Annotated in this window: 23 protein-coding genes and 1 pseudogene; 16 read left to right on the top strand and 8 right to left on the bottom strand. The window is 63.0% G+C overall.

Annotated elements, in window-relative coordinates:
- Together EN955_RS24330 and lpxK are read left to right on the top strand one after the other, a co-directional pair.
- Positions 1-439: pseudogene (locus tag EN955_RS24330) on the top strand (3-deoxy-D-manno-octulosonic acid transferase); the annotation flags it as partial.
- 1 nt (position 440) lies between these two features.
- On the top strand, positions 441-1,466 hold the full coding sequence (lpxK, locus tag EN955_RS24325; protein ID WP_024504830.1) for a tetraacyldisaccharide 4'-kinase: 1,026 nt from the start codon (positions 441-443) through the stop codon (positions 1,464-1,466).
- Here lpxK and EN955_RS24320 read toward each other — a convergent pair.
- Complete coding sequence (locus EN955_RS24320) at positions 1,463-1,696, bottom strand: DUF2093 domain-containing protein (RefSeq protein WP_013532341.1); 234 nt, start codon at positions 1,694-1,696, stop codon at positions 1,463-1,465. The genes lpxK and EN955_RS24320 overlap by 4 nt on opposite strands.
- A 125-nt stretch (positions 1,697-1,821) precedes the next feature.
- Between EN955_RS24320 and EN955_RS24315 the strand changes: the two genes are divergently transcribed.
- Positions 1,822-2,409 (top strand): hypothetical protein, encoded by a 588-nt coding sequence (locus EN955_RS24315; protein WP_024504829.1) that lies wholly within the window; start codon positions 1,822-1,824, stop codon positions 2,407-2,409.
- A 39-nt stretch (positions 2,410-2,448) separates the two neighbouring features.
- On the opposite strand, the gene EN955_RS24310 is transcribed toward EN955_RS24315, so the two are convergent.
- Entirely contained in the window at positions 2,449-3,375 is a 927-nt protein-coding gene (locus EN955_RS24310; RefSeq protein WP_027163234.1) for a LysR family transcriptional regulator, read from the bottom strand.
- Between the two features lie 92 nt (positions 3,376-3,467).
- On the opposite strand from EN955_RS24310, the gene EN955_RS24305 reads away from it, so the two are divergent.
- The 4 genes from EN955_RS24305 to EN955_RS24290 all read left to right on the top strand — a co-directional run bounded on the left by EN955_RS24305 (position 3,468) and on the right by EN955_RS24290 (position 5,967).
- The gene (locus EN955_RS24305; protein WP_024504827.1) at positions 3,468-4,361 is read left to right on the top strand and encodes a DMT family transporter; all 894 of its coding nucleotides are present in this window, start codon (positions 3,468-3,470) and stop codon (positions 4,359-4,361) included.
- An 84-nt stretch (positions 4,362-4,445) separates the two neighbouring features.
- Complete coding sequence (locus EN955_RS24300; RefSeq protein WP_024504826.1) at positions 4,446-5,321, top strand: alpha/beta hydrolase; 876 nt, start codon at positions 4,446-4,448, stop codon at positions 5,319-5,321.
- A gap of 57 nt (positions 5,322-5,378) precedes the next feature.
- Positions 5,379-5,705, top strand: a complete 327-nt coding sequence (locus tag EN955_RS24295) for a hypothetical protein (RefSeq protein WP_024504825.1) — start codon at positions 5,379-5,381, stop codon at positions 5,703-5,705.
- The gene (locus EN955_RS24290) at positions 5,680-5,967 is read left to right on the top strand and encodes a hypothetical protein (protein ID WP_164752978.1); all 288 of its coding nucleotides are present in this window, start codon (positions 5,680-5,682) and stop codon (positions 5,965-5,967) included. Before EN955_RS24295 ends, EN955_RS24290 begins: the two co-directional genes overlap by 26 nt.
- A gap of 72 nt (positions 5,968-6,039) precedes the next feature.
- Here the strand turns inward: EN955_RS24290 and mutL are convergent, their stop codons facing one another.
- Both mutL and EN955_RS24280 read right to left on the bottom strand, forming a co-directional pair.
- Entirely contained in the window at positions 6,040-7,914 is a 1,875-nt protein-coding gene (gene mutL, locus EN955_RS24285; RefSeq protein ID WP_024504823.1) for a DNA mismatch repair endonuclease MutL, read from the bottom strand.
- 74 nt (positions 7,915-7,988) lie between these two features.
- Positions 7,989-8,891, bottom strand: a complete 903-nt coding sequence (locus tag EN955_RS24280; protein WP_013532333.1) for a LysR substrate-binding domain-containing protein — start codon at positions 8,889-8,891, stop codon at positions 7,989-7,991.
- A 90-nt stretch (positions 8,892-8,981) separates the two neighbouring features.
- On the opposite strand from EN955_RS24280, the gene EN955_RS24275 reads away from it, so the two are divergent.
- The 4 genes from EN955_RS24275 (at position 8,982) to EN955_RS24260 (ending at position 13,416) form a co-directional block, all read left to right on the top strand.
- Positions 8,982-10,532 (top strand): trimethylamine methyltransferase family protein, encoded by a 1,551-nt coding sequence (locus tag EN955_RS24275; protein WP_024504822.1) that lies wholly within the window; start codon positions 8,982-8,984, stop codon positions 10,530-10,532.
- Between the two features lie 42 nt (positions 10,533-10,574).
- Entirely contained in the window at positions 10,575-12,224 is a 1,650-nt protein-coding gene (locus tag EN955_RS24270) for an ABC transporter substrate-binding protein (RefSeq protein WP_024504821.1), read from the top strand.
- A 96-nt stretch (positions 12,225-12,320) separates the two neighbouring features.
- Positions 12,321-12,800 (top strand): DUF3828 domain-containing protein, encoded by a 480-nt coding sequence (locus EN955_RS24265; RefSeq protein WP_013532330.1) that lies wholly within the window; start codon positions 12,321-12,323, stop codon positions 12,798-12,800.
- 4 nt (positions 12,801-12,804) lie between these two features.
- On the top strand, positions 12,805-13,416 hold the full coding sequence (locus EN955_RS24260; RefSeq protein WP_013532329.1) for a hypothetical protein: 612 nt from the start codon (positions 12,805-12,807) through the stop codon (positions 13,414-13,416).
- A gap of 9 nt (positions 13,417-13,425) precedes the next feature.
- On the opposite strand, the gene queF is transcribed toward EN955_RS24260, so the two are convergent.
- Complete coding sequence (queF, locus tag EN955_RS24255) at positions 13,426-13,887, bottom strand: preQ(1) synthase (protein ID WP_010915503.1); 462 nt, start codon at positions 13,885-13,887, stop codon at positions 13,426-13,428.
- A 101-nt stretch (positions 13,888-13,988) separates the two neighbouring features.
- On the opposite strand from queF, the gene EN955_RS24250 reads away from it, so the two are divergent.
- A complete protein-coding gene (locus EN955_RS24250; protein WP_024504820.1) occupies positions 13,989-16,034 on the top strand; it encodes an NADH:flavin oxidoreductase in 2,046 nt (681 codons plus the stop codon).
- A 143-nt stretch (positions 16,035-16,177) separates the two neighbouring features.
- Here EN955_RS24250 and EN955_RS24245 read toward each other — a convergent pair whose 3' ends face one another.
- Positions 16,178-16,585 (bottom strand): hypothetical protein, encoded by a 408-nt coding sequence (locus EN955_RS24245; protein WP_024504819.1) that lies wholly within the window; start codon positions 16,583-16,585, stop codon positions 16,178-16,180.
- A 115-nt stretch (positions 16,586-16,700) separates the two neighbouring features.
- Between EN955_RS24245 and EN955_RS24240 the strand changes: the two genes are divergently transcribed.
- Positions 16,701-17,129: a MarR family winged helix-turn-helix transcriptional regulator gene (locus EN955_RS24240; RefSeq protein ID WP_013532326.1), complete on the top strand. Its 429-nt coding sequence runs from the start codon at positions 16,701-16,703 to the stop codon at positions 17,127-17,129.
- A 190-nt stretch (positions 17,130-17,319) separates the two neighbouring features.
- Positions 17,320-18,057 carry a DUF6817 domain-containing protein gene (locus EN955_RS24235; protein ID WP_024504818.1) on the top strand — a complete coding sequence of 246 codons (738 nt, stop codon included), beginning with the start codon at positions 17,320-17,322 and terminating at the stop codon, positions 18,055-18,057.
- A gap of 71 nt (positions 18,058-18,128) precedes the next feature.
- On the opposite strand, the gene EN955_RS24230 is transcribed toward EN955_RS24235, so the two are convergent.
- Both EN955_RS24230 and EN955_RS24225 read right to left on the bottom strand, forming a co-directional pair.
- Entirely contained in the window at positions 18,129-18,869 is a 741-nt protein-coding gene (locus tag EN955_RS24230; protein WP_081714379.1) for a polysaccharide deacetylase family protein, read from the bottom strand.
- Positions 18,870-18,945: 76 nt separating this feature from the next.
- A complete protein-coding gene (locus EN955_RS24225) occupies positions 18,946-20,949 on the bottom strand; it encodes an EAL domain-containing protein (protein ID WP_245492845.1) in 2,004 nt (667 codons plus the stop codon).
- A 407-nt stretch (positions 20,950-21,356) separates the two neighbouring features.
- Here EN955_RS24225 and EN955_RS24220 point away from each other — a divergent pair, with 407 nt between their 5' ends.
- Both EN955_RS24220 and EN955_RS24215 read left to right on the top strand, forming a co-directional pair.
- Entirely contained in the window at positions 21,357-22,544 is a 1,188-nt protein-coding gene (locus EN955_RS24220; RefSeq protein WP_024504815.1) for a glycine C-acetyltransferase, read from the top strand.
- Positions 22,545-22,596: 52 nt separating this feature from the next.
- Positions 22,597-22,810, top strand: a 214-nt coding sequence (locus EN955_RS24215) for an alcohol dehydrogenase catalytic domain-containing protein (RefSeq protein ID WP_164756531.1), incomplete at its 3' end; no start/stop codon positions are given.

The raw sequence follows: 22,810 nt of genomic DNA, 5'->3' as shown, positions 1-22,810 counted from the left end.
GCGCAGCAAGGGCGACAGGATCACGGCCGACACCGACATATTGCTTGGCGACACGATCGGCGAGATGGGGCTCTATCTCCGGCTGACGGAAATCGCCTTCGTCGGCCGCTCGCTGACCTCCGAGGGTGGCCAGAACCCGCTGGAGCCGGCCATGCTCGACACGGCGGTTCTCGCCGGGCGCAATGTGCAGAATTTTCGCGAGGCCTACCAGCGTCTCCTCGACAGCGGCGGCGCCAAGCTGGTGCGCGATCGCGACATGCTGGCCGGCGCCGTCAATTTCCTCCTGACCAACGAAGTGGCGCGCCACGAGATGATGGCGGCAGGCATTGCGACCGTCGACGAGATGCGCGGTGCGCTGGCGCGTACGCTGAAATCGCTTGAGCCCTACATCCAGCCGCTGGTCGTCAAGTCGCGCCTGAAGGGCGCGAACGGGCGCTAGCGTGGCCTCGGAAGCACCACCATTCTGGTGGGAGGAGCCGGACTGGCGGGTCCTGGCACTGTCGCCGCTGTCGGCCATCTATGCGGCTGCCGCCGGCCGCGGCATGCGGCGGGCCAAGCGTGAGAAGATCGAAGCGCCTGTTCTGTGCATCGGCAATTTCACGGTTGGCGGCACCGGCAAGACACCGGTGGCCATCGCGCTCGCCAAGCAGGCCAAGCGCATGCATCTGAAACCAGGCTTCCTGTCGCGCGGCCATGGCGGCTCCTTCGCCGAGCCGCACGTGGTCGATATCGACCACGACAGCGCCCGGCATGTCGGCGACGAACCGCTGCTGCTCGCCGAACACGCGCCGGTGGCGGTGACGCCGAACCGCGCCGCCGGCGCCCGGCTGCTGCTGGAACGGAATGGCTGCGATTTCCTGATCATGGACGATGGCTTCCAGAGCGCCCGCATCCACATCGACTATGCGCTGGTCGTGGTCGATGCGCGCTACGGGATCGGCAACGGCCGCGTCATTCCGGGGGGGCCGCTCAGGGCCAAAATCGTCGACCAGCTGGTTTTCACCAGCGGGTTGTTGAAAATGGGCGAGGGCACTGCCGCCGACAGCGTGGTCCGCCAGGCGGCACGCGCCGGCCGGGCGATCTTCGAGGCCCATACAGAGCCACGCGGCAAGGCAGGGCTTGCCGGCAAGCGGTTCCTCGCCTTCGCCGGTATAGGCCATCCCGAGAAATTCTTCGACACGGTGCGCGAGGCCGGCGGCGAACTGGCATTGACGCGGCCGTTTCCGGACCATCATTTCTATGCGGAGGACGAACTTGCCGAGTTGGCGGCGACCGCACGCACTGAGGGGCTGGTGCTCATCACCACCGCCAAGGACGCCGCCCGGCTGCGCCACGGCGCCTCACAGGACTTTCTCGACCGGCTCGAGGTGCTGGAGATCGACACGGTCTTCGAACTCGATCACGTTCCCGAGCGCATCATCGACGAGACGCTCGATGCCTGGCGCCAGCGCAAGCTGAAGGGTTAACTGCGCTTACGCAGCTCCGGATGCATCTCGATTTCACGGCGCAGCGAGGCGGTGGCGCTGATATAGGGCTCTTGCCTTGCGACGCTCCAGTACTTCAACTCGTCGAGCGGAATGCTTTCGCCTGTCACCGCGCAGCGCACGAACGCGCCGGGGCTGGTAACCTGGAAGTCGCCATCCAGGTAGCGGATGCGGGCTTCCTTGCCGCCGGGGCCTTCGAAACGGTTCATCATGCGGGGACGCCAGGGTTCATGAGGATTTCATCGCCATAAATTCCCGGCGAGGTCAAGCATGAGACAAGCCTGAGACAATGCTGAACGCTTATTGTGAAGCGGAAAAATGTCGTTGGTGGGCCGCAATGGACGTTTCCTCCGCTCGTCTTCCCGCCCTGCTTAGGGAAGTGATGACGCCGCAAGCCGTGCCCTCGGGGCAGGCTGATCCCGTGATGACGGCACTGGTCAAGGCGCTGGTCCAACCGCCGGCGCCGTCTCTGCTCGCGCAGCAGACAGCGCCGGCGCTGTTGATTTTGCCGGCGGCGCCGATGGCCGTCAAATCGCAGCAGATCGCATCCGCTGGCATCGTCGATGCCTATCTTGCCCAGCTTGAGACGGGCGAAGAGGCGGCGTTGGCAACAGTCGTGGCGAGAAAGGCAAAACCCGAAGCCGAAACGCTGCGAGCCTTCTTGCCGCCTTCGACAACCGCCAATGACAATGCCTCCGCCAAGGTTGCGGGGCTGTCATTGCTGTCGCTTATCCCGCCGCAGGCTCCAATCCCGCGCAACGCTGCCGCCCTGGGTACGCCGGCGGGCAGGCACAGGCCGGCCAATCAATCCCATGGTGCGGTGCCGAACCCTGAGCAGTTGCTGGTGAAAATTGGCTTTGTTTCGATAATGGCCGGTTTGCTGGGAGCGGTGATCCTTGGGTTCGTTTTGTTGTTGCTTCGTTGAGCTTCGAATCGGCCGGTTTTCCATATAGGTCCGGAAGGCCTATCGCTCGGCTTCGATAAACGCCTCGATCTTTTCCTGGGCCAGCCCGGCCTCTGCCGCGATGCGGCGGGCGAGGTCGGCGGCGGCGGCACGCGGCCGCCCCATCGGCCGGTCGAGCCAGTAGGATACCGGGTTGAGGGCTGTGCGCTCATCGACGGGAGTGATGCGGCCCGATTGTAATTGATGTCCGGTCAGCGGCGGGCGGGCCAGCGCGATGCCGAGCCCATAGGCGGCGGCGTCGAGCACCAGATTGTAGTCCTCGAAGCGGCGGTCCTGCGGGCGCGGGCGGTAATCCATGCCTTGCGCGGCAAACCAGGCGCGCCAGGCCGACGCGTCGGAATCATTGATCAGCGGATATTTGAGCAGCCGGGCAGGGTCGCCGCGGCCGATCTCGCGGGCAAGCTCGGGTGACGCGACAGGGAAGACATGTTCCTCGAAAAGCTGCACCGAGATGCGGCCCGGAATGCCGCCGCGTCCACAACGGATCGAGAGGTCGATGCCTTCATCGGCAAGGTCGGCCTGGCGGATGTCGACATCGAGCACGATGCGCAGCTTCGAGGGATTGTTTTCCAGCGCTGCCATGCGCGGCATCAGCCACAGTCCGCTGACCGAGGGGATCGAGGTCAGCCGCACCACCGCCGTGCCACGGGGCTCGACCCAGCGGTCGGAATGGGTCGATATCAGCGCAAAGGCTTCCGCCGTGCGCAGATGCAGCCTGTTGCCTTCGATCGTCAGCGAGACGCCGCGCGCACCACGGTCGAAGACTTTCAATCCCAGCCAGTCCTCGAGCTTGGCGATCTGCCGGCTGACGGCGCCATGGGTGATATTGAGCTTTTCGGCGGCCGCCGAAAAGCTACCTGTTCGCGCCGCCGCATCGAAGGCGCGCAGCGTTTCGAGCGGCACCATTGTGTCCGAGCTGTGATCCATAGTCACAGGTGATCCTCGATTTCGTCGTTTGTCAACCGGGGTGAAAAGGCGTTTTCTGCCTTTCAGGACCGAAGAAATACGAGGGCGGTGAGATGAGCGAGATAACGGGCACGTTGAATTCGACACAGCGAATGGACACCACGGCAGCCATCGCGGTGGCGCTGACGGTGGTTGGTTGGGCCTCCGCCTTTCCCGCTATCCGAGCCGGTCTCGCCGCCTTCGGCCCACTGGAACTGGGTGCGTTGCGCTTTGCCATCGCCGCTGTGCCGGCGGCGATCTTCCTGGCCGTCAAGCGCCCGGCGCTGCCAAGGCTCGACGAAGTGTGGCGCCTGGTCTTTGGTGGCGCCATCTTCGTCGCGCTCTACACCGTCATGCTCAATTTCGGCGAACTGACCGTCTCGGCCGGTGCCGCCGGCTTTATCATCAATGTCAGCCCGATCTTCACCGCCATCATGGCGATGGCATTGCTGGGCGAGCGCTTCTCAGGCGTGGCCTGGATCGGTACGGTGATTTCCTTCGCCGGCATAGGCATCATCGCCATGGCCGACGGGCATGGCCTGTCGTTCAACACCGGTGCTCTGTTGGTGCTTGGTTCGGCCTTGTGCTCGGCCGTCAACACCATCGTCCAGAAGCCGCTGTTTGCCCGCCATCATCCATTGACCATTTCGGCTTCGAACATGGTGCTCGGCGCACTATGCCTGGCCCCCTTCCTGCCGTCGGCCTTTTCGCAGGCGGCGGTCGCCGACACAGCAGGCCTCGGCGCCGTCATCTTTCTCGGCATCGTGCCCAGCCTCATCGCCTATGCCGCCTGGGCGACCGCGCTGTCGCGTCTGCCGGCGGCACGTGCCTCCAACTTCCTCTATCTGGTCTCGCCGATGTCCGCGCTGATCGGCTTCTTCTGGCTGGGCGAAGTTCCCACTCTGCTCGGCATAATCGGCGGCGCGCTGGCGCTGGGCGGTGTCATCGTGGTGAATTTGAAGAGATGAATATTGCCGACCGTCCGCTTCCCCCATTTGGAACGATCCCTCGATCAAACGCGTTTAGCCGAGGTTTGTTCGACGGAGGTCCGAATGCCGGGTGCAACGACGCACCGACGCATGCAACTGGATGATCTATCCATTTTTTATCGCGAGGCAGGGCCGTTAGAAGCACCTGTCTTGCTCTTGCCGCACGGCTATCCCTGCTCTTCGTTCCAATTCCGCCGACTGATGCCGGCGCTCGCCGACCGCTGGCGGACGATTGCATTCGATTGGCCTGGCTTCGGATACAGCGGCACACCCGATCCGGCCACCTTCGGCTATGATTTCGACGCCTATTGCGACGTGCTTTCCAAGCTTGCCGATAAATTCGGTCTCCAACGCTACGCCTTGTGGCTGCATGATTATGGCTCGCAGATGGGACTCCGGCATGCGATCTCACACCCGGAGCGGATCAGCGCCCTGATCATCCAGAACGGCGACATCTACGAGGACGTGCTTGGACCCAAATACGCCACGATCAAGGCCTGGTGGACCGACAAGACGCCCGGCAAGCACCGTCCGCTCGAGGCCGCGGTAAGTGAGGACGGGTTCCGGGCCGAGTTCATCGGGGAAGTGGCTGACGACGTCGCCATGCGCGTGCCGCCCGATCTCTGGAATCTTCACTGGCCACTGATGAACACGCCGGTTCGTCGGCAGATCGCCGTCGGTCTGATGGAGAAGCTGGAAGCCAATCTCACCTGGTTTCCGCGCTACCAGGCTTATTTGCGTGAACACCATCCACCTACGCTGATCCTTTGGGGGCCAGAGGATGGCTATATGCCCGCGGCGTCGGCAAGGGCCTATCATCGCGATCTGCCCGATGCGGAACTGCATCTGATCGAAGGGGCGGGTCATTGGCTGCTCGAGACACATTTCGACGACGCGCTGGCGCTGGTCCGCGATTTCCTGGCTCGTGTTCACGGCTGATCACAACTGGCGTCCGCTATGCCCAGTTTGCTGTCCGCCTGACTGAAGGAGAACCTCATGCCGACCACACCGACCATCGCGCGCATCTGGCGCGGTCGCACCCGCCGCGACATCGCCGACGCCTATGAGCCATACCTGCGTGCCGAGGGTATTCCGCCCCTCGAGAAGACGGCGCTTGGCGTCCAATTGCTGCGCGAGGACCGTGATGCCGAGACGTGGTTCACAACCATCTCGTATTGGGCCGACATGCAAGCGATGACCGCCTTTACCAAAGGCGAACCGACCAAAGTCCATCATCTGGACCGCGATGCCGAGTTCCTGATCGAGCTGCCGGAGCGGATCGAAATCCATCGGATACTTGTCGATCGTCGGGGACTGCGCTGAGCGCCGATCGGTGGTTCGCAACCTCTTCTTCTTCGCGGTGATGTCGCTGATCTGGGGGCTGACCTGGGCCGCGATCAAGCTCGGTCTCAATGACGCGCCTCCGCGCCTGCTGGCGGCTGCACGCTATTTGCTGACCGCTTTGGCGGCAGGAGCCTGGCTCTTCGGCGAGGCGGTCGGCTGGGCTGAAATCACCGGTGCGATCCTCCTGCTGGCGGCGGCTGCGATCGCGCTACTCAGGCCGCTGGACGAAAATCGCGGGTGACCACATTGTCGGCCGGCCTCCTGACCTGCCGACCTCGAGCGGCGAAGCGATAGGCCCGCAATCCGTCCCCAGCTATCGCCGTCCGAAAAGCCGTTCGATATCCGCCAGCTTGAGTTCGATATAAGTGGGGCGGCCGTGGTTGCAGGTGCCGGAGCCGGGCGTCGCCTCCATCTGCCGCAGCAGCGCGTTCATCTCCTCGGCCTTGAGCAGGCGGCCGGAGCGCACAGAGCCGTGGCACGCCATGGTCGCGGCTATCTTGTCCAGCCGCTCCTTCAGCGTGTCGACCGTGTCGTTCTCGGCGATCTCGTCGGCGAGGTCGCGCACCAATTGCTGGACATTGGCCTCGCCCAGCATCGACGGCGTCTCGCGCACCGCGACAGCGCCGGGGCCAAAGCGCTCGATGCCGAGACCGAAGCGGGCCAGCGTTTCCGAATGCAGCGCAAGCCGCTCGGCATCCTCTTCCGGCAGGTCGATGATTTCGGGCAGAAGTAGCATCTGCGAGGGCACCGGGCGCGAATGCAGCGCATTCTTCAGCGCCTCGTAGACCAGCCGTTCATGCGCCGCATGCTGGTCGACGATGATGAGCGAATCCCTAGTCTGGGCGACGATGTAGTTCTCATGCACCTGGGCGCGCGCCGCGCCCAGCACCGCGCCGAGCAACGTCTCGGCCGCTTCATCCTGCCCTGCGCGTGCATCGGCGCTGGCAAGCGGACCGGCATCGAAAGCCGCTTGCCCGCTTTCTCGCAAGCCGCGCTGCTCGAGGCCCGCACCATCGAAACCCATATCGAGCGGCCGCTGCGGCGATCGGGCAGGATCGAAGCCGGACGGACCCGACGCGCGGTAGGCCGCGTCGTAGCTGCGGTGGCCGTTTGCCGGTCCGCCGTGGCCGTAGGATGCGGCCCCTGGCCGGAACGCCGCCATCATGCCGGCGGCACCCGTGGTGGCGGCGCGGACGCCGGCATCGGCCAGTGCTTGCCTGATTGCGCCGACGATCAGCCCGCGCACAAGGCCGGGATCGCGGAAGCGCACATCGGCCTTGGCTGGGTGGACATTGACGTCGACGATGGCCGGATCGAGCGTCAGGAACAGCACCGTCACCGCATGGCGGTCGCGCGGCAGGACGTCGGCATAGGCGCCGCGTATGGCGCCGGCGATCAGCTTGTCGCGCACTGGGCGGCCGTTCACATAGGCATATTGCTGCAGCGCGTTGGCGCGGGTGAAGGACGGGATCGACACGTGGCCGGTCAGATGCACGCCATCGCGCATCGCGTCGAGGGCAATCGAATTGTCGGGAAAGTCGGCGCCCATCACCTGGGCGACACGACGCAGGCTGCCTTCCGCGCTGTCATCCGCCGCCGGCAATTCCAGTGTCGAGCGGTCCGAGCCGGCCAGCGTGAAGCGCACGGCGGGGAAGGCGATGGCGATGCGCTTGACCACATCGCTGGTGGCCGAGCTTTCGGCGCGCTCGCCCTTCATGAACTTCAATCGGGCCGGCGTTGCGAAGAACAGGTCGCGCACCTCGACCGTGGTGCCGCGATTGGCCGCCGCCGGCCTGACAGGCAGGACGCGGCCACCCTCGATGCCGATCTCGGCGGCGCTGTCACTCGCTGCCGTGCGCGAGCGGATCGAAAGTCGCGACACCGAGCCGATCGACGGCAGCGCTTCGCCGCGGAAGCCCAGCGAGCGAATGTCGTTGATATCCTCGGTGAGCTTGGAGGTGCAGTGACGTGCGATCGCCAGCGCCAGCTCCCGTTCGGGAATGCCGGAGCCGTCATCGGTGACGCGGATCAGGTTCAGCCCGCCGCCCGATGTGACGATCTCGACGCGCGAAGCACCGGCATCGAGCGCATTCTCGACCAGTTCCTTGACCACGCTCGCCGGACGCTCGATGACTTCGCCGGCGGCGATCTTGTTGATCATCGTTTCGGAAAGCTGGCGGATGGGCATGGCGGCACTATAGGCGGATTCGCGTCGCGCGGGAGGGGCAGAATTGCGCCAGCGGTGGATCAGTGGAAAACGACTTATGCCTGCGCCGCCAGCCAGTCGCGCACCTTGCGGGCGTTGTCGCTGAGCTCCCGGTTCTTCGGCCAGACGACATAGAAGGCCTTGCCGGTCTTCAGCACATGATCCGTCACCGGCACCAGCAGGCCCGACGCCAGCAGCCGCTCGGCGAGATGCCGCCAGCCGAGCGCGATGCCTTGGCCTTCCATGACACCCTGAATCACCAGGCCGTAGTCGTTGATGCGCAGGCCGCGCGCGGTATCGCTGAGATTGGCGCCCGCAGACTGGAACCATTCGTCCCAACTGGCCGCCTCGCGATACGGCTCCTCCAGATGGATGAGGCGGTGCGTGGCCAGTTCGGCAGCGGATCTGGGCAGGCCGAACTTTGCCGCATAGCTGGTGCCGGCGACGGGAAATATCTCCTCGTCAGCCAGCGGCAACGAATGATAGTCCGGCCAGTCCCGCGGCGCGCCGCCGCGCACGCCGAGCGGGATGCCTTCCGCGATGATGTCGAGGTCGCGGTCGGCGGTCTGGATACGCAGGTCGATGCCCGGCAGCTCGTCACGGAACTGCTGCAGGCGCGGCATCATCCAGAACGAACCGAACGCGGTCGAGGCGGCCAGCGTGACATGACCGCCGGTCGCCTGCAGGCGCAGATCCTCCGCCGATTTGCGGATGTGCGAGAGGCCGAGCGAGACGTCGGCATGGAAGCGCTCGCCGGCCTCGGTCAGGAGCACCTGGCGGTGGCGGCGCTGGAACAGCTTGGCGCCGAGCTGTTCTTCCAGTCCGCGCACGGCATAGGAGACGGCGGCCTGCGTCATGCCCAGCTCGCGCCCGGCGGCGGTGAAGCTCGACAGCCGCCCGGCCGCCTCGAAGACGATCAGGCTGCCGGCCGAAGGCAGAAGGTGGCGCAAGCTTCGCATAAGCTGAGCTTATACAAGAGATCAGGATTTTCCAGCGTCACATCACCATTTTGTCGCGCTAGGCTCCTTCATGAGTGGAATGGAGTTGCCATGAACGCACCGGCCCCCGAAGTGACCGAACATGCCAACCGCCGCAGTGGCGGCCGCCTGGGGCGCAAGGCCCTGCGCGGAGCTCCCGTAACGTCGTTCCCGACGCTGGTCCGCCAGATCCCCGTCTACCAGATGGTCCCGGATGAGGCGGTCGAGCTGATCCACGAGGAGTCGCTCTTGATCCTCGAAGAGGTGGGATGCGAGTTCCGCGACGACGAGGCGATCGCACTGTGGAAGGCGGCGGGCGCGGATGTCTCGGAAACCCGTGTGCGGATCGACCGGGCCCTGCTGATGGAACTGGTGTCGAAGGTCCCGTCGGAGTTCACGCTCAATGCGAGGAATCCGCAGCGCACGGTGCGGGTGGGCGGCAACAATACCATCTTCGTGCCGATGTATGGCGCGCCCTATGTTCGCGATCTCGACAACAACAGGCGTTACGGCACGCTCGCCGATCTCAACAATTTCCACAAGCTCGCCTACATGGCGCCGGCGCTGCATTCATCGAGTTCGGTCATTTGCGAGCCGATGGAAATCGCGGTACCGAAGCGTCACCTCCACATCATCCATTCCGCGCTTAAGCATTCCGACAAGCCGTTCATGGGCATCGTCACGTCCAAGGAGCGGGCGGAAGACACGATGGCGATGGCAGGCGTCGTGTTCGGAGAGGATTACGTCCGCGACAATCCGGTCCTGGTGTCGATCACCAACTGCAATTCGCCGCTGGTGTGGGACGCCACCATGCTGGATGCGATGAAGGTCTATGCGCGAAGCAACCAGCCGCTGATCCTCGCACCCTTTGCACTGTGCGGCGCCTCGACTTCGGCGTCCGCCGTGGGCGCTGTGGCACAGGTCAATGCGGAAGCGCTGGCGGGCGTCGCCTTCACGCAACTGCTGCGCCCAGGCTCGCCGCAGATCTACGGACAGTTCATGGTCACGGTGGACATGAAGACCGGTGCTCCGATGGGCGGCACGCCCGAGGCGGCGCAGATGATGTATCTGATGGGAGCGCTGGCACGGAAATACCGGCTGCCGTGGCGCACCTCCGGCTTCCATGTCGGGTCGAAGCTCAACGACGCCCAGGCTGGTTACGAGGCGAACATGCTGATGCATGCCGCCATCCTCGCCGGCGCCAACTACATCTGGCACTCCGCCGGATGGCTCGAGGCCGGCCTGACCTGCGGCTATTCGAAATTCGCCACCGACTGCGAACAGCTCATCGGCTGGTACAAATATGCCGGCGGCCTGCCGTTCGACGATTTCAAGGAAGCCATGGCGGCAATCCGCGAGGTGGGACCGCAGGGCCATTTCCTCGGTACCCAGCACACGCTGGAACATTTCGAATCCGCCTTCTTCATGCCCTCGATCATGGACTTCAATTCGTTCGAACAGTGGAAGGCAGAAGGGGCGAAGGACCACGACACGCGCGGCCGCGAGAAGGCGCGCAACATGCTGGCGGATTACGAGGAGCCGAAGCTCGACGAAGGCATCGCCGATGGCCTGATGGATTTCATCGCGCGGCGCGAGGAGAGGCTGCCGGACAGCGTCAGTTGAGGCGAAGAACCAAGATCAAAGGGAACCAGACGGGAGGAAAAAATGGCATTCTTCAGAAGCAGTGGCGATCGCGTGCCGAGCGCTATCGAGGCAATGGCTGTCGAAGCACGCGCGGGTCGTGTCGACCGGCGCGAGTTCCTGGCGCTGGCAAGCGCCTTCGGCGCATCGACGGCTCTTGCCTATGGCATGATCGGCCTTGCCGTGCCGGATCGGGCCTTGGCCGAAGAGCCGAAGAAAGGCGGAACGCTGCGCGTCTCGATGTCGGTGAAGGGACAGAAGGATCCGCGCACTTACGACTGGGTGGAACTGGCGAACATTTCGCGCTGCTGGCTGGAGCCGCTTGTCCGCTATACCAGGCAATTCACCTTCGAGCCGGTCCTGCTCGAAAGCTGGGATATCAACGACGACGCCACCGAATACGTGCTGCATGTGCGCAAGGGCATCACGTGGAATAATGGCGATGCCTTCAACGCCGATGACGTCGCTCACAATCTGACCCGCTGGTGCGAGAAGAATGTCGCCGGCAATTCCATGGCCGCCCGGGTCGGCGCGCTGATCGACGCAAAGACCGGCAAGGCCAGGGATGGCGCGATCACCAAGGTCGACGACAATACGGTCAAGCTGAAGCTAAGCGAACCAGACATTTCACTGATCCCGAATTTCACCGACTATCCGGCGCTCGTCGTCCATCGCAGCTTCGATGCCGACGGTGCCGATCCGATCAAGAAGCCGATCGGCACGGGACCGTTCGAACTTGTCTCCTACGATGTCGGCCAGAAGGCGGTCGTCAAGCGTCGTGAGAATGGCAAATGGTGGGGTGGTGAGGCGCCGCTCGACAGCGTCGAGTTCGTCGACTACGGCACCGATTTCAACGCCACCGTGAACGCGTTCGAATCCGGTGAGATCGACCTCAATTTCGAGTCGCCCGCCGACTTCATCGACATTCTCGACAAGATGGATCTGGTGAAATCGGAGGTGGCGACGGCGACGACGCTGGTTGCCCGCACCAACATCACCCACAAGCCCTATGACGACAAGAGGGTGCGCAACGCCCTGCAAATGGCCGTCGACAACAATGCGGTCCTCGAACTCGGTTATGCCGGGCGAGGCACCCCTGGTGAAAACCACCACGTCGCCCCGATCCATCCGGAATACTATGCGCTGCCCAAGAAGACACGCGACGCCGCCGGCGCCAAGAAGCTGATGGCGGAAGCCGGACAGGCCGACTTCGAGCATGAGCTGATCACCATCGAGGACGATTGGCAGAAGAATACCGGCGACGCCATTGCCGGCCAGTTGCGCGATGCCGGGATCAAGGTGAAGCGCACGGTGCTGCCGGGTTCGACCTTCTGGAACGACTGGACGAAATATCCCTATTCGATGACGATCTGGTACATGCGCCCGCTTGGCGTGCAGGTGCTGGCGCTCGGCTATCGCACCGGCGAGGCCTGGAATGAATCGGCATATTCCAACCCCGATTTCGATGCCAAGCTCAAGCAGGCGCTTTCGCTCATCGACGTGGAGAAACGACGCGAGGTCATGAAGGATGTCGAGCAGATCCTGCAGGATTCGGGCGTCATTATTCAGCCCTTCTGGCAGAAGCTCTACAGCCACATGAACAAGAAGGTGAAGAACTATGGTGTCCACCAGACATTCGAGATGGACCTTCAGAACGTCTGGCTGGACGGCTGAAACAAGGTGCTGCAGGACTTCATGAGCCGCAAAAAAGCCGATATGCAGGATGCGTGGTGTTGATAGGCTCAAGCCATCAAAAGCCGGAGATTCTGCATGCGACTGACAGTGCTCGTTGCCGCCCTTTCGATAGCCCTGCCGGCCGGAGCCGTCGCCGGACCGGCGTCCGACGCGGTGAAGTTCTTCTATGCCCCGGCGGTCAAGTTCGAGGCCGACGAACAATATCGGGACCGGTTCACCGAACCGGTGACGAAACTGTTCGACCTGAACGACCAGGCAACGAAAAAGAACCCGGACCAGGTCGCCTGCATCGATTTCGATCCTGGTCTCGACGCTCAGGATTTCGATCAGAAAACCGTCTCGAAAACGCTGAAACTGTCTGAGAAGCAGGATGGCGACAACGCACAGGTCACGGCATCCTTCAGCCTGTTTCCGGAAGGCGACGATTCCAAACGTGAAATGCTCTGGTCGCTCAAGAAGATCGACGGCAAGTGGAAGATATCGGACATCGCTTCCAAAACCAGCGACTGGACGCTCAGCGCGCTGGAATGCATGGCCGGCCAGACGCCGGAGTGAAGCGATGGCCCACCGCCGGTTCGTGGCACTGTCGGGTGTGTGCCTGCTGGCGGCTCTGAGCGGCGCCGCCGCGCAAGGCTTGTTGGGTGCGCCGCCGGCAAACGCCCCGGCCGACACCCAGCCGAGCGACAGCGCTGCACCGCCCGCAAATGCGCCGGGCGGAGCGGCAGAACCGGCCACGCCGCCGGTTGGATGGTCGCCGGCCGAAGCCGCGCCCGCCGCACCGATCCAGCCGGGCTCGCCGACCGCCGTTGTGCGGCCGTTTTACGATCAGGTCGGGCTGGAGATCGATCCGGCCGAGCGAAGCCATTTCATCGATCCAGCCAAAACCGTGCTCGACAAGAGCGACGCCTTGCGCAAATCCGGGCAGGGCGAGTGCCTCGACCCCAACATGGCGCTCGACAATGCCGATTACGACAAGGCCGAGATCGACAAGAGCCTGAAGACGCTCGAGGCGATCAACGGTGACCAGGCCAAGGTCATCGTCGCCTTCGTCATATCGGGCAACCCGCACCGGCTGGAATGGAAATTCAAGAAGGTCGATGGCGACTGGAAGATCACGGACCTGTTGTCGGTGACCGGCGAATGGGCACTCAGCCAATATCAGTGCGAATGATGGGCGAGCTCAACCCCGCCCGCGATAGGGCGCCACCCCGGTGTCGGGGAGCCAGGCGCCTTCCGGCGGAGCGCCGGTTTGCCAGAACACATCGATCGGAATGCCGCCGCGTGGATACCAATAGCCGCCTATGCGCAACCACAGCGGCTTGGTTGCCGCCACGATGCGGCGGCCGATCATGACGGTGCAGTCTTCATGGAAGGCGCCATGGTTGCGAAACGAGGTCATGAACAGCTTGAGCGACTTCGATTCCACCAGAGCCGCATCGGGTGCGTAGTCGATGACGATATGGGCGAAGTCCGGTTGGCCGGTGACCGGGCACAGCGAGGTGAATTCCGGGCAGGTGAAGCGCACGATCGCCGGCGGCCCGTCGCCGCGCGAAAACGGTACGGTCTCCAGGACCGCTGCTTCGGGGCTTTGTGGCGTCTCGACGTGCGCACCGAGCTGGGTGAGAGTTTTGGTGTCGATCATGGGCCCAATCCTTGTCGCATGCGCCCGGAGTGCGTGCGGGACGACATGCTTGAAAACGAATTTTGCCGCTCATTAGCACAATTTGAAACCGCAGGAAGACGATGACCTCCAACGATCCGCTTCTCCAGCCCTACCAGCTCAAACATCTGACGCTGAAGAACCGGGTCATGTCGACCAGCCATGAGCCGGCCTATTCCGAGGACGGCATGCCGAAACAGCGATACCGGCTCTACCATGCCGAGAAGGCCAAGGGCGGTATGGCGCTGACCATGACCGCCGGCTCGGCGATCGTCTCGCGCGACAGCCCGGCCGCTTTCGGCAATCTGCATGTCTATGACGACAGGATCGTGCCGTGGCTGGCCGAGCTCGCCGATGCCTGCCACGAGCACGACTGCAAGGTGATGATCCAGATCACCCATCTCGGCCGCCGTACCGGCTGGAACAAGGCCGACTGGCTGCCGGTGCTCTCGGCCTCGCCGGTGCGTGAGCCGGCGCATCGCGCATTCCCGAAAACCATCGAGGACTGGGACATCGAGCGCATCGTCGCCGACTATGCTTCGGCCGCCCAGCGCTGTCAGGCCGCCGGCCTGGACGGCATCGAGTTCGAATCCTACGGCCATCTGATGGACGGCTTCTGGTCGCCGGCCACCAACCATCGCGACGACGAATTCGGCGGCTCGCTCGACAACCGCCTGCGCTTCACCAACTTGGTGCTTGATGCCGTGCGTGCGTCGGTCGGCGAGAAATTCGTCGTCGGCATCCGCATGGTCGCTGACGAAGATTTCGAAAAAGGCCTGTCCAAACAGGAAGGCATCGAGATCGCCGGGCGGCTGGCCAATTCCGGCAAGGTCGATTTCCTCAACATCATCCGCGGCTCGATCGAAAGCGACGCGGCGCTGACCAAGGTCATACCGGTGGCCGGCATGCGCTCGTCGCCGCATCTCGATTTCGCCGGAGAGGTGAGGGCGGCGACGAAATTCCCGACCTTCCACGCGGCGCGCATATCCGACGTGGCCACCGCACGCCACGCCATTGCCACCGGCAAGCTCGACATGGTCGGCATGACCCGCGCCCATATCGCCGATCCGCACATCATCAAAAAGGTGATGGAGGGCCGCGAGCATGAGATCCGCCCGTGCGTGGGCGCCACCTATTGTCTCGACCGCATTTATGAGGGCGGCGAAGCGCTTTGCGTCCACAATGCCGCGACTGGCCGCGAGGCCGAAATCCCGCATATCATCGTCAAGACCGAAGGACCGAAGCAGAAAATCGTGGTCATCGGAGCCGGCGCCGGCGGGCTGGAGGTTGCGCGGGTCGCAGCCGAGCGCGGCCACAAGGTGACGGTGCTTGAAGCATCGAGCCAGGCCGGCGGCCAAATTCGACTGGCGACGCAGAACCCGCGCCGCAAGGAGCTGATCGGCATCATCGACTGGCGGCTGGCCGAACTCGCCCGGCTCGGCGTCGAGATCCGCTACGACACCTGGGCGGAGAAGGACGATGTTCTGGCGCTGTCACCCGACGTGGTGGTGGTCGCCACCGGGGGCCTGCCGCAGAACCCGCCGCTGACGGCCGGCGACAATCTTGTCACCTCAAGCTGGGACATCATGGCCGGCAGCGTCAAGCCGGCCGAAAATGTACTGCTCTATGACGACAATGGCGGCCATCAGGGCATGGGCGCCGCCGAACTGATCGCCAATGCCGGCTCGAAACTCGAACTTGTCTCGCCCGAACGTTTCTTTGCCCCGGAAATGGGCGGCATGAACCATGTGCCGTATATGCGCGCCTTTCAGGAAAAGGGCGTCACCATCACCATCAACACGCGGCTGCGTTCGGTGCGCCGCGAGGGCAACCAACTGGTCGCCGAACTGGCATCGGATTTCGCCGATGGCTGGCGCGGCGAGCGCAGGGTCGACCAGGTGGTGGTCGAGCACGGTACGTTGCCGCTCGATGATCTCTATCTCTCGCTGAAGCCGCTGTCGAAGAATGTCGGTGCGGTCGACTACGAACGGCTGGTGAGCGGTGGCGACATCTTCCCCAAGCGCAATCCAGAAGGCGGCTTTGTACTGTTCCGCATCGGCGACGCGGTCGCCTCGCGCAACATCCATGCCGCCATCTACGACGGCATCAGGTTCGGCTTGCGGATCTGAAATTGGGCGTTGCGAGGATCGGTGGCGCGCGGCCGGACCTGCGTACGAGAGCCCATGTACTTCGGTCTGGCCGCGCGCCCGCACGTCATTGGCTCGTCGCCAGACAACGTACGATTCTGTGAGGGTGTGCCGCGTGGCGGCGTTCAAAACATTCTGGCGGTGGCCATGCACAGCACTGTCAGCACCAACAGCCCCCCGGCAATGCGCTCGCCTCTTGTCATCTTCGCGCGCAACTGCCTTTCCGTTGCCGTATCGGCACCGGCAAGCTGCCTGCTGGCTGAGCCCACCAGCGCGCCTTGCACGCCGGCGGCGATCAGGGCCGTCACGATGCCCAGCGCCAGCACCTTCTCCATCGAGCCGAAAACACCCTCGTGAAAGAAATACCAGAGCAGTATGCCGGTCAGGAAAACCAGGCCGGCAGCGCCCATTTGCGGCCGGAAGAACCGTTCCGCCCGGATGTCCGGGTCTCGGCCGACCGCGATGGTCGTGCCCGCCCAGAATACGCCTGCCATGACATGAAGACCGATAACGACGATGTAGACATATTGCATGACCGGATTTCCTCTTTAGCCCGCCATCTCTAGATGATTAGATATCGAATGGTTAGATGTCAATATATAAGTGGTGCCAGTTCCATCCGTGCATGACACCGTCTAGGGTCCTGCAATGACACCCTTTGACCGCCCGCCAGTCGGCATGAATCTCGGACGAACCGCCAAGCTGGTTGCCCAGGCCTTCGATGCTGCCCTGGTCGAGGCTGGAGGTACATTGCCGATCTGGCTCACGCTGCTATCGGTCAAGTCGAGCAACCTTGCCAACCAGCGCGAGCTTGCCGGCATGATCGGTATCCAGGGCGCGACGCTGACCCATCATCTCAACGCCATGGAGGCGCAGGGCCTGCTGATGCGCCGCCGCGACCCCGTCAACCGCCGGGTTCATCTGGTCGAATTGACCGAGGCCGGAGAAGCGATGTTCGAGACACTGCGAAAGGCCGCGCTCGTCTTCGACAAGCGGCTGCGAGTGGGATTGACCGACGAGCGTCTGGCGGAGTTCGCGCAGGTGCTGGCTGTGTTGCGGGGCAATGTCGGGGGATAGAACCCGACGGACCAAGAATTTCCTTGGACTGGACTTCCCTCATCACATTTGTAACGTTCCATTGTCCGGCTGATCCTGGTGGGGAGAGGTCAGGCTCAACTCTTCTGCAAAATCTGTGCAAGAATACCGAAGCCGCTGGCTTCGGCAGCGAGAAGTCGCCGGAAAACCTAACAACGTTCGGGGGGACAAGTTGACCAAAGAAGATCTGTTCGTTCCGCGCCAGACCAACACGGCGCTTTACATCCAGCTATACGAGGCTGGATATCCGCTTGCCGATATCGCCCGGGTGCAGAAGGCGTATCGTGTGTGTTGCGCGATGTTCAACGGCCGTTATCGCAAGACGGGACGGCCTTTCATCTGCCATGCGGTGGGAGCTGCGTCGTCGGTCGCGCATTTCGACAAAAGCGTCGATCTTGTCCTCGCTGCTATGTTTCACGCCGCCTATGACGGAAGCCAGTATCCGGACGGCAAATCCAGCAGGCGAACCGATGCTCACCGCCAGTGGCTGGAGCAAAAAATTGGTCCTCGCGTCGAGGGTCTTGTCGCTCGCGTGGTCGGACTGAAATTCGACACGGGAGATCCCGAGCGCATTGTGGACAAAGGTGTGCCGACCGGCGACGAGGACATTCTGTTCCTGGCGCTTGCCCATGAGGTCGATGACCTAGCGGACGGCGGACTGGCGTTTGCGCCCAAATACGGCCAGTCGATTCGTTCGAGGGTTGCTGCCTGCGCCACTCTGGCCAGGAATCTGGGCCGCGAAAATCTTGCCGCCACCATCGAAGGTTACGGCGCCCGCTACGAGACGATGGCGTGGGCTGCTCCCCTCCAGGAGACGAAGCTGGTGGGCTTTCAGATGACGCCTAATTTGCGCACATACATCAAATTGCGTCGGCACAAGCTGCGCGGGGAATCGATCGAGGTGCTTTGACGCCTTGCCGGCCATGCGACAGCATCGGGTACCGATGCACATCCGCTGAAGAACTTGCCGTCCTCACCGGTTCAGTCGTCGTAGCCCTGGATTGCCCCAAAGGCGTAACGGCGCAGCTTCAGCGCGGCGATCAAATTGGTCAGCTTCGTCTTGCCGTCGAAGCCGTCCTGAAACATCTCGTCATGCATCAGCAAGATCAGCTTGCCGGGCTTGACGAAGCGGCCATAGCCGAACAGATGATCGATCTCGCTGACCAGATGGTCGACGCTCTGCACCGGCTCGCCGTTGTCCTTGTGCACCCATTCATGGTCCCAGCCGTAGAGATAGAAGCCTGAGGCCGCGACAAATTCGTAGTCGGGCTCTTCATGCCCCTCCTGGGCGAGGCCAAGCGAAGTGTCGTTCTTCGACATGGAGGGCAGCCTGAACACGTCGCGCCCCGGCAGCCTTGCATGCACCACGGGCTTCAAGCCGAGCACCGCGTTTGCCCGTACCATGTCGGCGACGACACCCTCGGTGTCGCCGTAGAAATGCCGGTAGTGATTGTAGGCATGGCTGTAGCTGTGGTTGCCGAGCGTCACCAGAGGAAGCTGCTTGGCGCGCTGGACGAGCGCTCTGTTGGCAGCGCTCGCCTGTGCGTGCATGCCGACCATGAATAGGGTTGCAGGAACCTGCTCGGCCTCCAGCACGTCGAGGATGTTGCTTGTGCCGTTCAGCGGCCCATCGTCGAAGGTAAGATAGATGGTGCGATCGGCGCCCTGGGCGGGGGCCGCAAAGATCAGCAGTGCCGCAAGGGCAAACCGAAACGGTGTCATCAGCCCCGATATCCCTGTTGCGATCACGACAAGGCGGCCATCTTCACACGCGGTTGTCAAGGCAGCCCGGCCGTACCTATGCCAGGCTTCCTTGCAGCACCGTCAGCTTGGCCTTCTTCGGCATGCGAGCGGTCAGCCATTCCAGCGCCTTGTCGTGCGGCATCGGGAAGGCGATGGAGTAGCCCTGCACCTGGTCACAGCCGATCGCCATCAGCGAATCGAGCTCGGCCTCGGTTTCGGCACCCTCCGCGACGATCGAGATGCCGAGGCCACGCGCCAGCTCGGTGATGGCGCGCACGATCTTCGAGTTGTCGCCATTCTCATGGATGTTCTGAACGAAGCGGCGATCGATCTTCAGCCGGTCGATCTCGTTCGGGTTGACATGGCTGAGCGAAGCATAGCCGGTGCCGAAATCATCGAGTTCGAGATGGACGCCGGCTGCCCTGATGTGGCGCAGCTTGGCGGCGATGCCTGTCTTTTCGTCGTCGAGGATGACGGATTCGACGATTTCCAGCGACAGTTTTTGCGGCGGCAGCCCAGCCTTTTCCAGCGTCTCGAACAAGAACGCATCGAAATCGTGCTCGCGCAGCTCGGTGCCGGAAACATTGACGGCAAGCCGTCCGAAGGCAATGCCGGCGCGATTCCATTCGGCCGCCTCGTTGATCGCCTTGGTGATGACGATGCGGCCGATCTCGGGCATGAAGCCGCATTTCTCGGCGACCGGGATGAATTCGCCGGGCGGGATCATGCCGCGCTCCGCATGGTTCCAGCGCACCAGCGCCTCGATGCCGCTGATCGTGCCGTTGGTCAGCGAGACCTGCGGCTGGAAATAGACCTGGAACGCCCGCTCCGCGATGGCGACCTTGATGTCGTGCTCGAGCTGCTTGCGATAATCGAGTTCGCGGCGCAGTTCCTCGGAGAAGAAAGAGAAGTTGCCACCGCCAAGCTTCTTGGCGGAATAAAGCGCCAGGTCGGCATGGACCAGCAAATCCCCAGCATTGTCGGCGTCGATCGGATAGACCGCGATGCCGGCGCTGGCGCCTGGGAGAATGGTCGTGCCCTGGAAGACGATCGGCTCGTTGATGTGCGCCAGGATGCGCCGCGCCAGCATGTTGATGTCTTCGGTGCCGCCGGCGCCGCCGAGGATCATGACGAACTCGTCGCCGCCCAGGCGCACGCACAGATCCGACGCCCGGCAGGAATCGCGCATGCGCTGTGCCGTGACGACCAGCACATAGTCGCCGGCGGCGTGGCCGAGCGTATCGTTGATCTGCTTGAACCGATCGAGATCGAGCTGGACGACGGCAAGGCGTTCGCGACGCCGGTGCGTGCCCTTGATCAGCGTGTCGAAATGATCGGTCAGGAACGTGCGGTTGTGCAGGCCGGTGAGGCCGTCATGAACCGCGATGAAGGCCATGGAATTGCGCGCGTCGATCAGTTCATGCGTCTTGCGCAGGATGGCGTTCGACATCGGCCTGAAGATGAAGAGCGCCACCAGTATGATGACGCCGATTGTGGCGTAGAACAGCGTGCGATGGAGAGCGAGCAGCTTCTCGGAGCGGTCGTCGGCGTCGGCAGTGATGCGCTGGCCGAGCGCGGCATAACCCGACAAGGTCGCATTGGCGACTGAGGCGTCGAGATTGACGCGTTCGCCGCCGCCCTTGTAGCCGCCATTGCCGCTGAATTGCGATTCATAGGCCGAGATCAGGCGGTCGCCATTGGCGATCAGCCCGACGGAGAAATAGTCGAGGTGGAAGGGCTTGGCGAAGAGGACGCTTTCGATCGACTTCGGGTCGAGCTTGGCCGGCGATTGCGGATCGGCTCCTGTCTGATCGAGCAGCAGGTCGTAGTTGGTCTCGAACTCCGCCGTTGCCTGCTTGAGCGCGCTGACCAGCGCCGGTTGCTTGTCGCGTGAACCGGCACCGTTGCACTGGCAAGGAAGACGATGCGCTGCGACAGCGTCTTTTGTGTGCTGACGATGTCGAGCAAGGTGTGATTGTGCTGCTGGGTGGCCATCATCTGCTGCAGCAGTATGAAGGAGGCGATCACCATGGCCGCAATGATCAGCAGGGCCAGCCAATAGCCAGCCTTGATCAGCAGTATGAGCTTGCCTGAAACGGTTTGCACCGGCTGCTGCGACATTTTCGGGGGCGGCCCTCTCGCCTAAGGATTCTTGCCTAGGGATTCTTGCCTAGGGATTCTTGTATGAGCACCATTGAACTGCAAACGTTAACAGGACCGGAAATCGACGGCTGTCCGGCAAGGGGCGGCCGTGGAAAGATCGCGGAATGGTTATCGGCTCGTTTAGCACCGTACCGGCATTTGAGCGGTCATCGGCCAGAACCTTTGTCGTGGCGTCGTTCCTCGGCCGCGTGATGATCGACATCGGGGCCGCATCGTGCTGCTTGCCACCGATCCGGTCGTTTTTGCGATGGATTTTTCGCGCGGACGAGACGACAGTCGGCCCACATCAAACGAGGCTAGGTCATGACCGCAGCATTCCTCTCCCACATCGACAGCGAGCTCGCGGGGCTCAAATCGGCAGGCCTCTACAAGTCGGAGCGGGTGATCACTTCGACGCAGTCGGCCGAGATCGAGGTCGGCGGCGACAAGGTGTTGAATTTCTGTGCCAACAACTATCTCGGCCTCGCCGATAGCGCCGATTTGCGCAATGCTGCCAAGCAGGCGCTCGACCGCTATGGCTACGGCATGGCATCGGTGCGCTTCATCTGCGGCACGCAGGAAGAGCACAAGCAGCTCGAATCGACGATTTCCTCCTTCCTCGGCATGGAAGACACCATCCTTTACGGCTCCTGCTTCGATGCCAATGGCGGCCTGTTCGAGACGCTGCTGGGCGAGGAAGACGCCATTATTTCGGATGCCTTGAATCATGCCTCGATCATCGATGGTGTGCGGCTGTCGAAGGCCAAACGTTTCCGCTACGCCAACAACGACATGGCCGATCTCGAGGCGCGCCTGAAGGAAGCCCGGGACTGCCGCTTCCGGTTGATCGCCACCGACGGCGTGTTTTCGATGGATGGCATCATCGCCAATCTCAGGGGTGTCTGCGACCTCGCCGAGAAGTATGACGCCATGGTGATGGTCGACGACAGCCATGCCGTCGGCTTCGTCGGTCAGAACGGCCGCGGCTCGGCCGAGCATTGCGGCGTCGAGGGCAGGGTCGACATCATCACCGGGACGCTCGGCAAGGCACTTGGTGGGGCCTCCGGTGGTTACACCTCGGGCAAAAGCCAGGTGGTCGACTGGTTGCGCCAGCGCTCACGGCCGTATCTCTTTTCCAACACGCTGATGCCGGCGATCGCCGGCGCTTCGATCAAGGTGTTCGAGCTGATCAAGGACGGCGATGGGCTGCGCGACAAACTCTACGACAACGCTGCGCGGTTCCGGTCGCAAATGGGCAAGCTCGGCTTCACGCTGGCCGGAGCGGATCATCCGATCATCCCGGTGATGCTGGGCGATGCCAGCCTGGCGCAGGAGATGGCCGCGCGCATGCTGAAGCGCGGCATCTACGTCATCGGCTTCTCCTTCCCGGTGGTGCCAAAGGGGCAGGCGCGCATCCGCACGCAGATGTCGGCGGCGCATTCCAGCGCCGATATCGACCGCGCGGTGGAAGCGTTCGCCGCCGTCGGGCGCGAACTCGGCGTCATTTCCTGACAAGCCGGAATCGAAAAGCGATTCCGGAACAAGAGCTTCAAGGGACAAAAGCATGTCGAACATGATGAAAGCGCTGGTGAAGGCCAAGGCCGAACCAGGCATCTGGATGGAACAGGTGCCGGTGCCGGAAATCGGCCCTAACGACGTGCTGATCAAGATCAAGAAGACGGCGATCTGCGGCACCGACGTGCACATCTACAATTGGGACCAGTGGGCGCAGAAGACGGTGCCGGTGCCGATGGTGACGGGCCATGAATTCGTCGGCA

It is taken from the genome of Mesorhizobium sp. M7A.F.Ca.CA.001.04.2.1 (genome assembly GCF_003998485.1).
Taxonomy (GTDB): Bacteria; Pseudomonadota; Alphaproteobacteria; order Rhizobiales; family Rhizobiaceae; genus Mesorhizobium; species Mesorhizobium ciceri.
The sequence above is the reverse complement of the archived record's forward strand: the minus strand, read 5'-3'. Positions and strand labels throughout refer to the sequence as shown.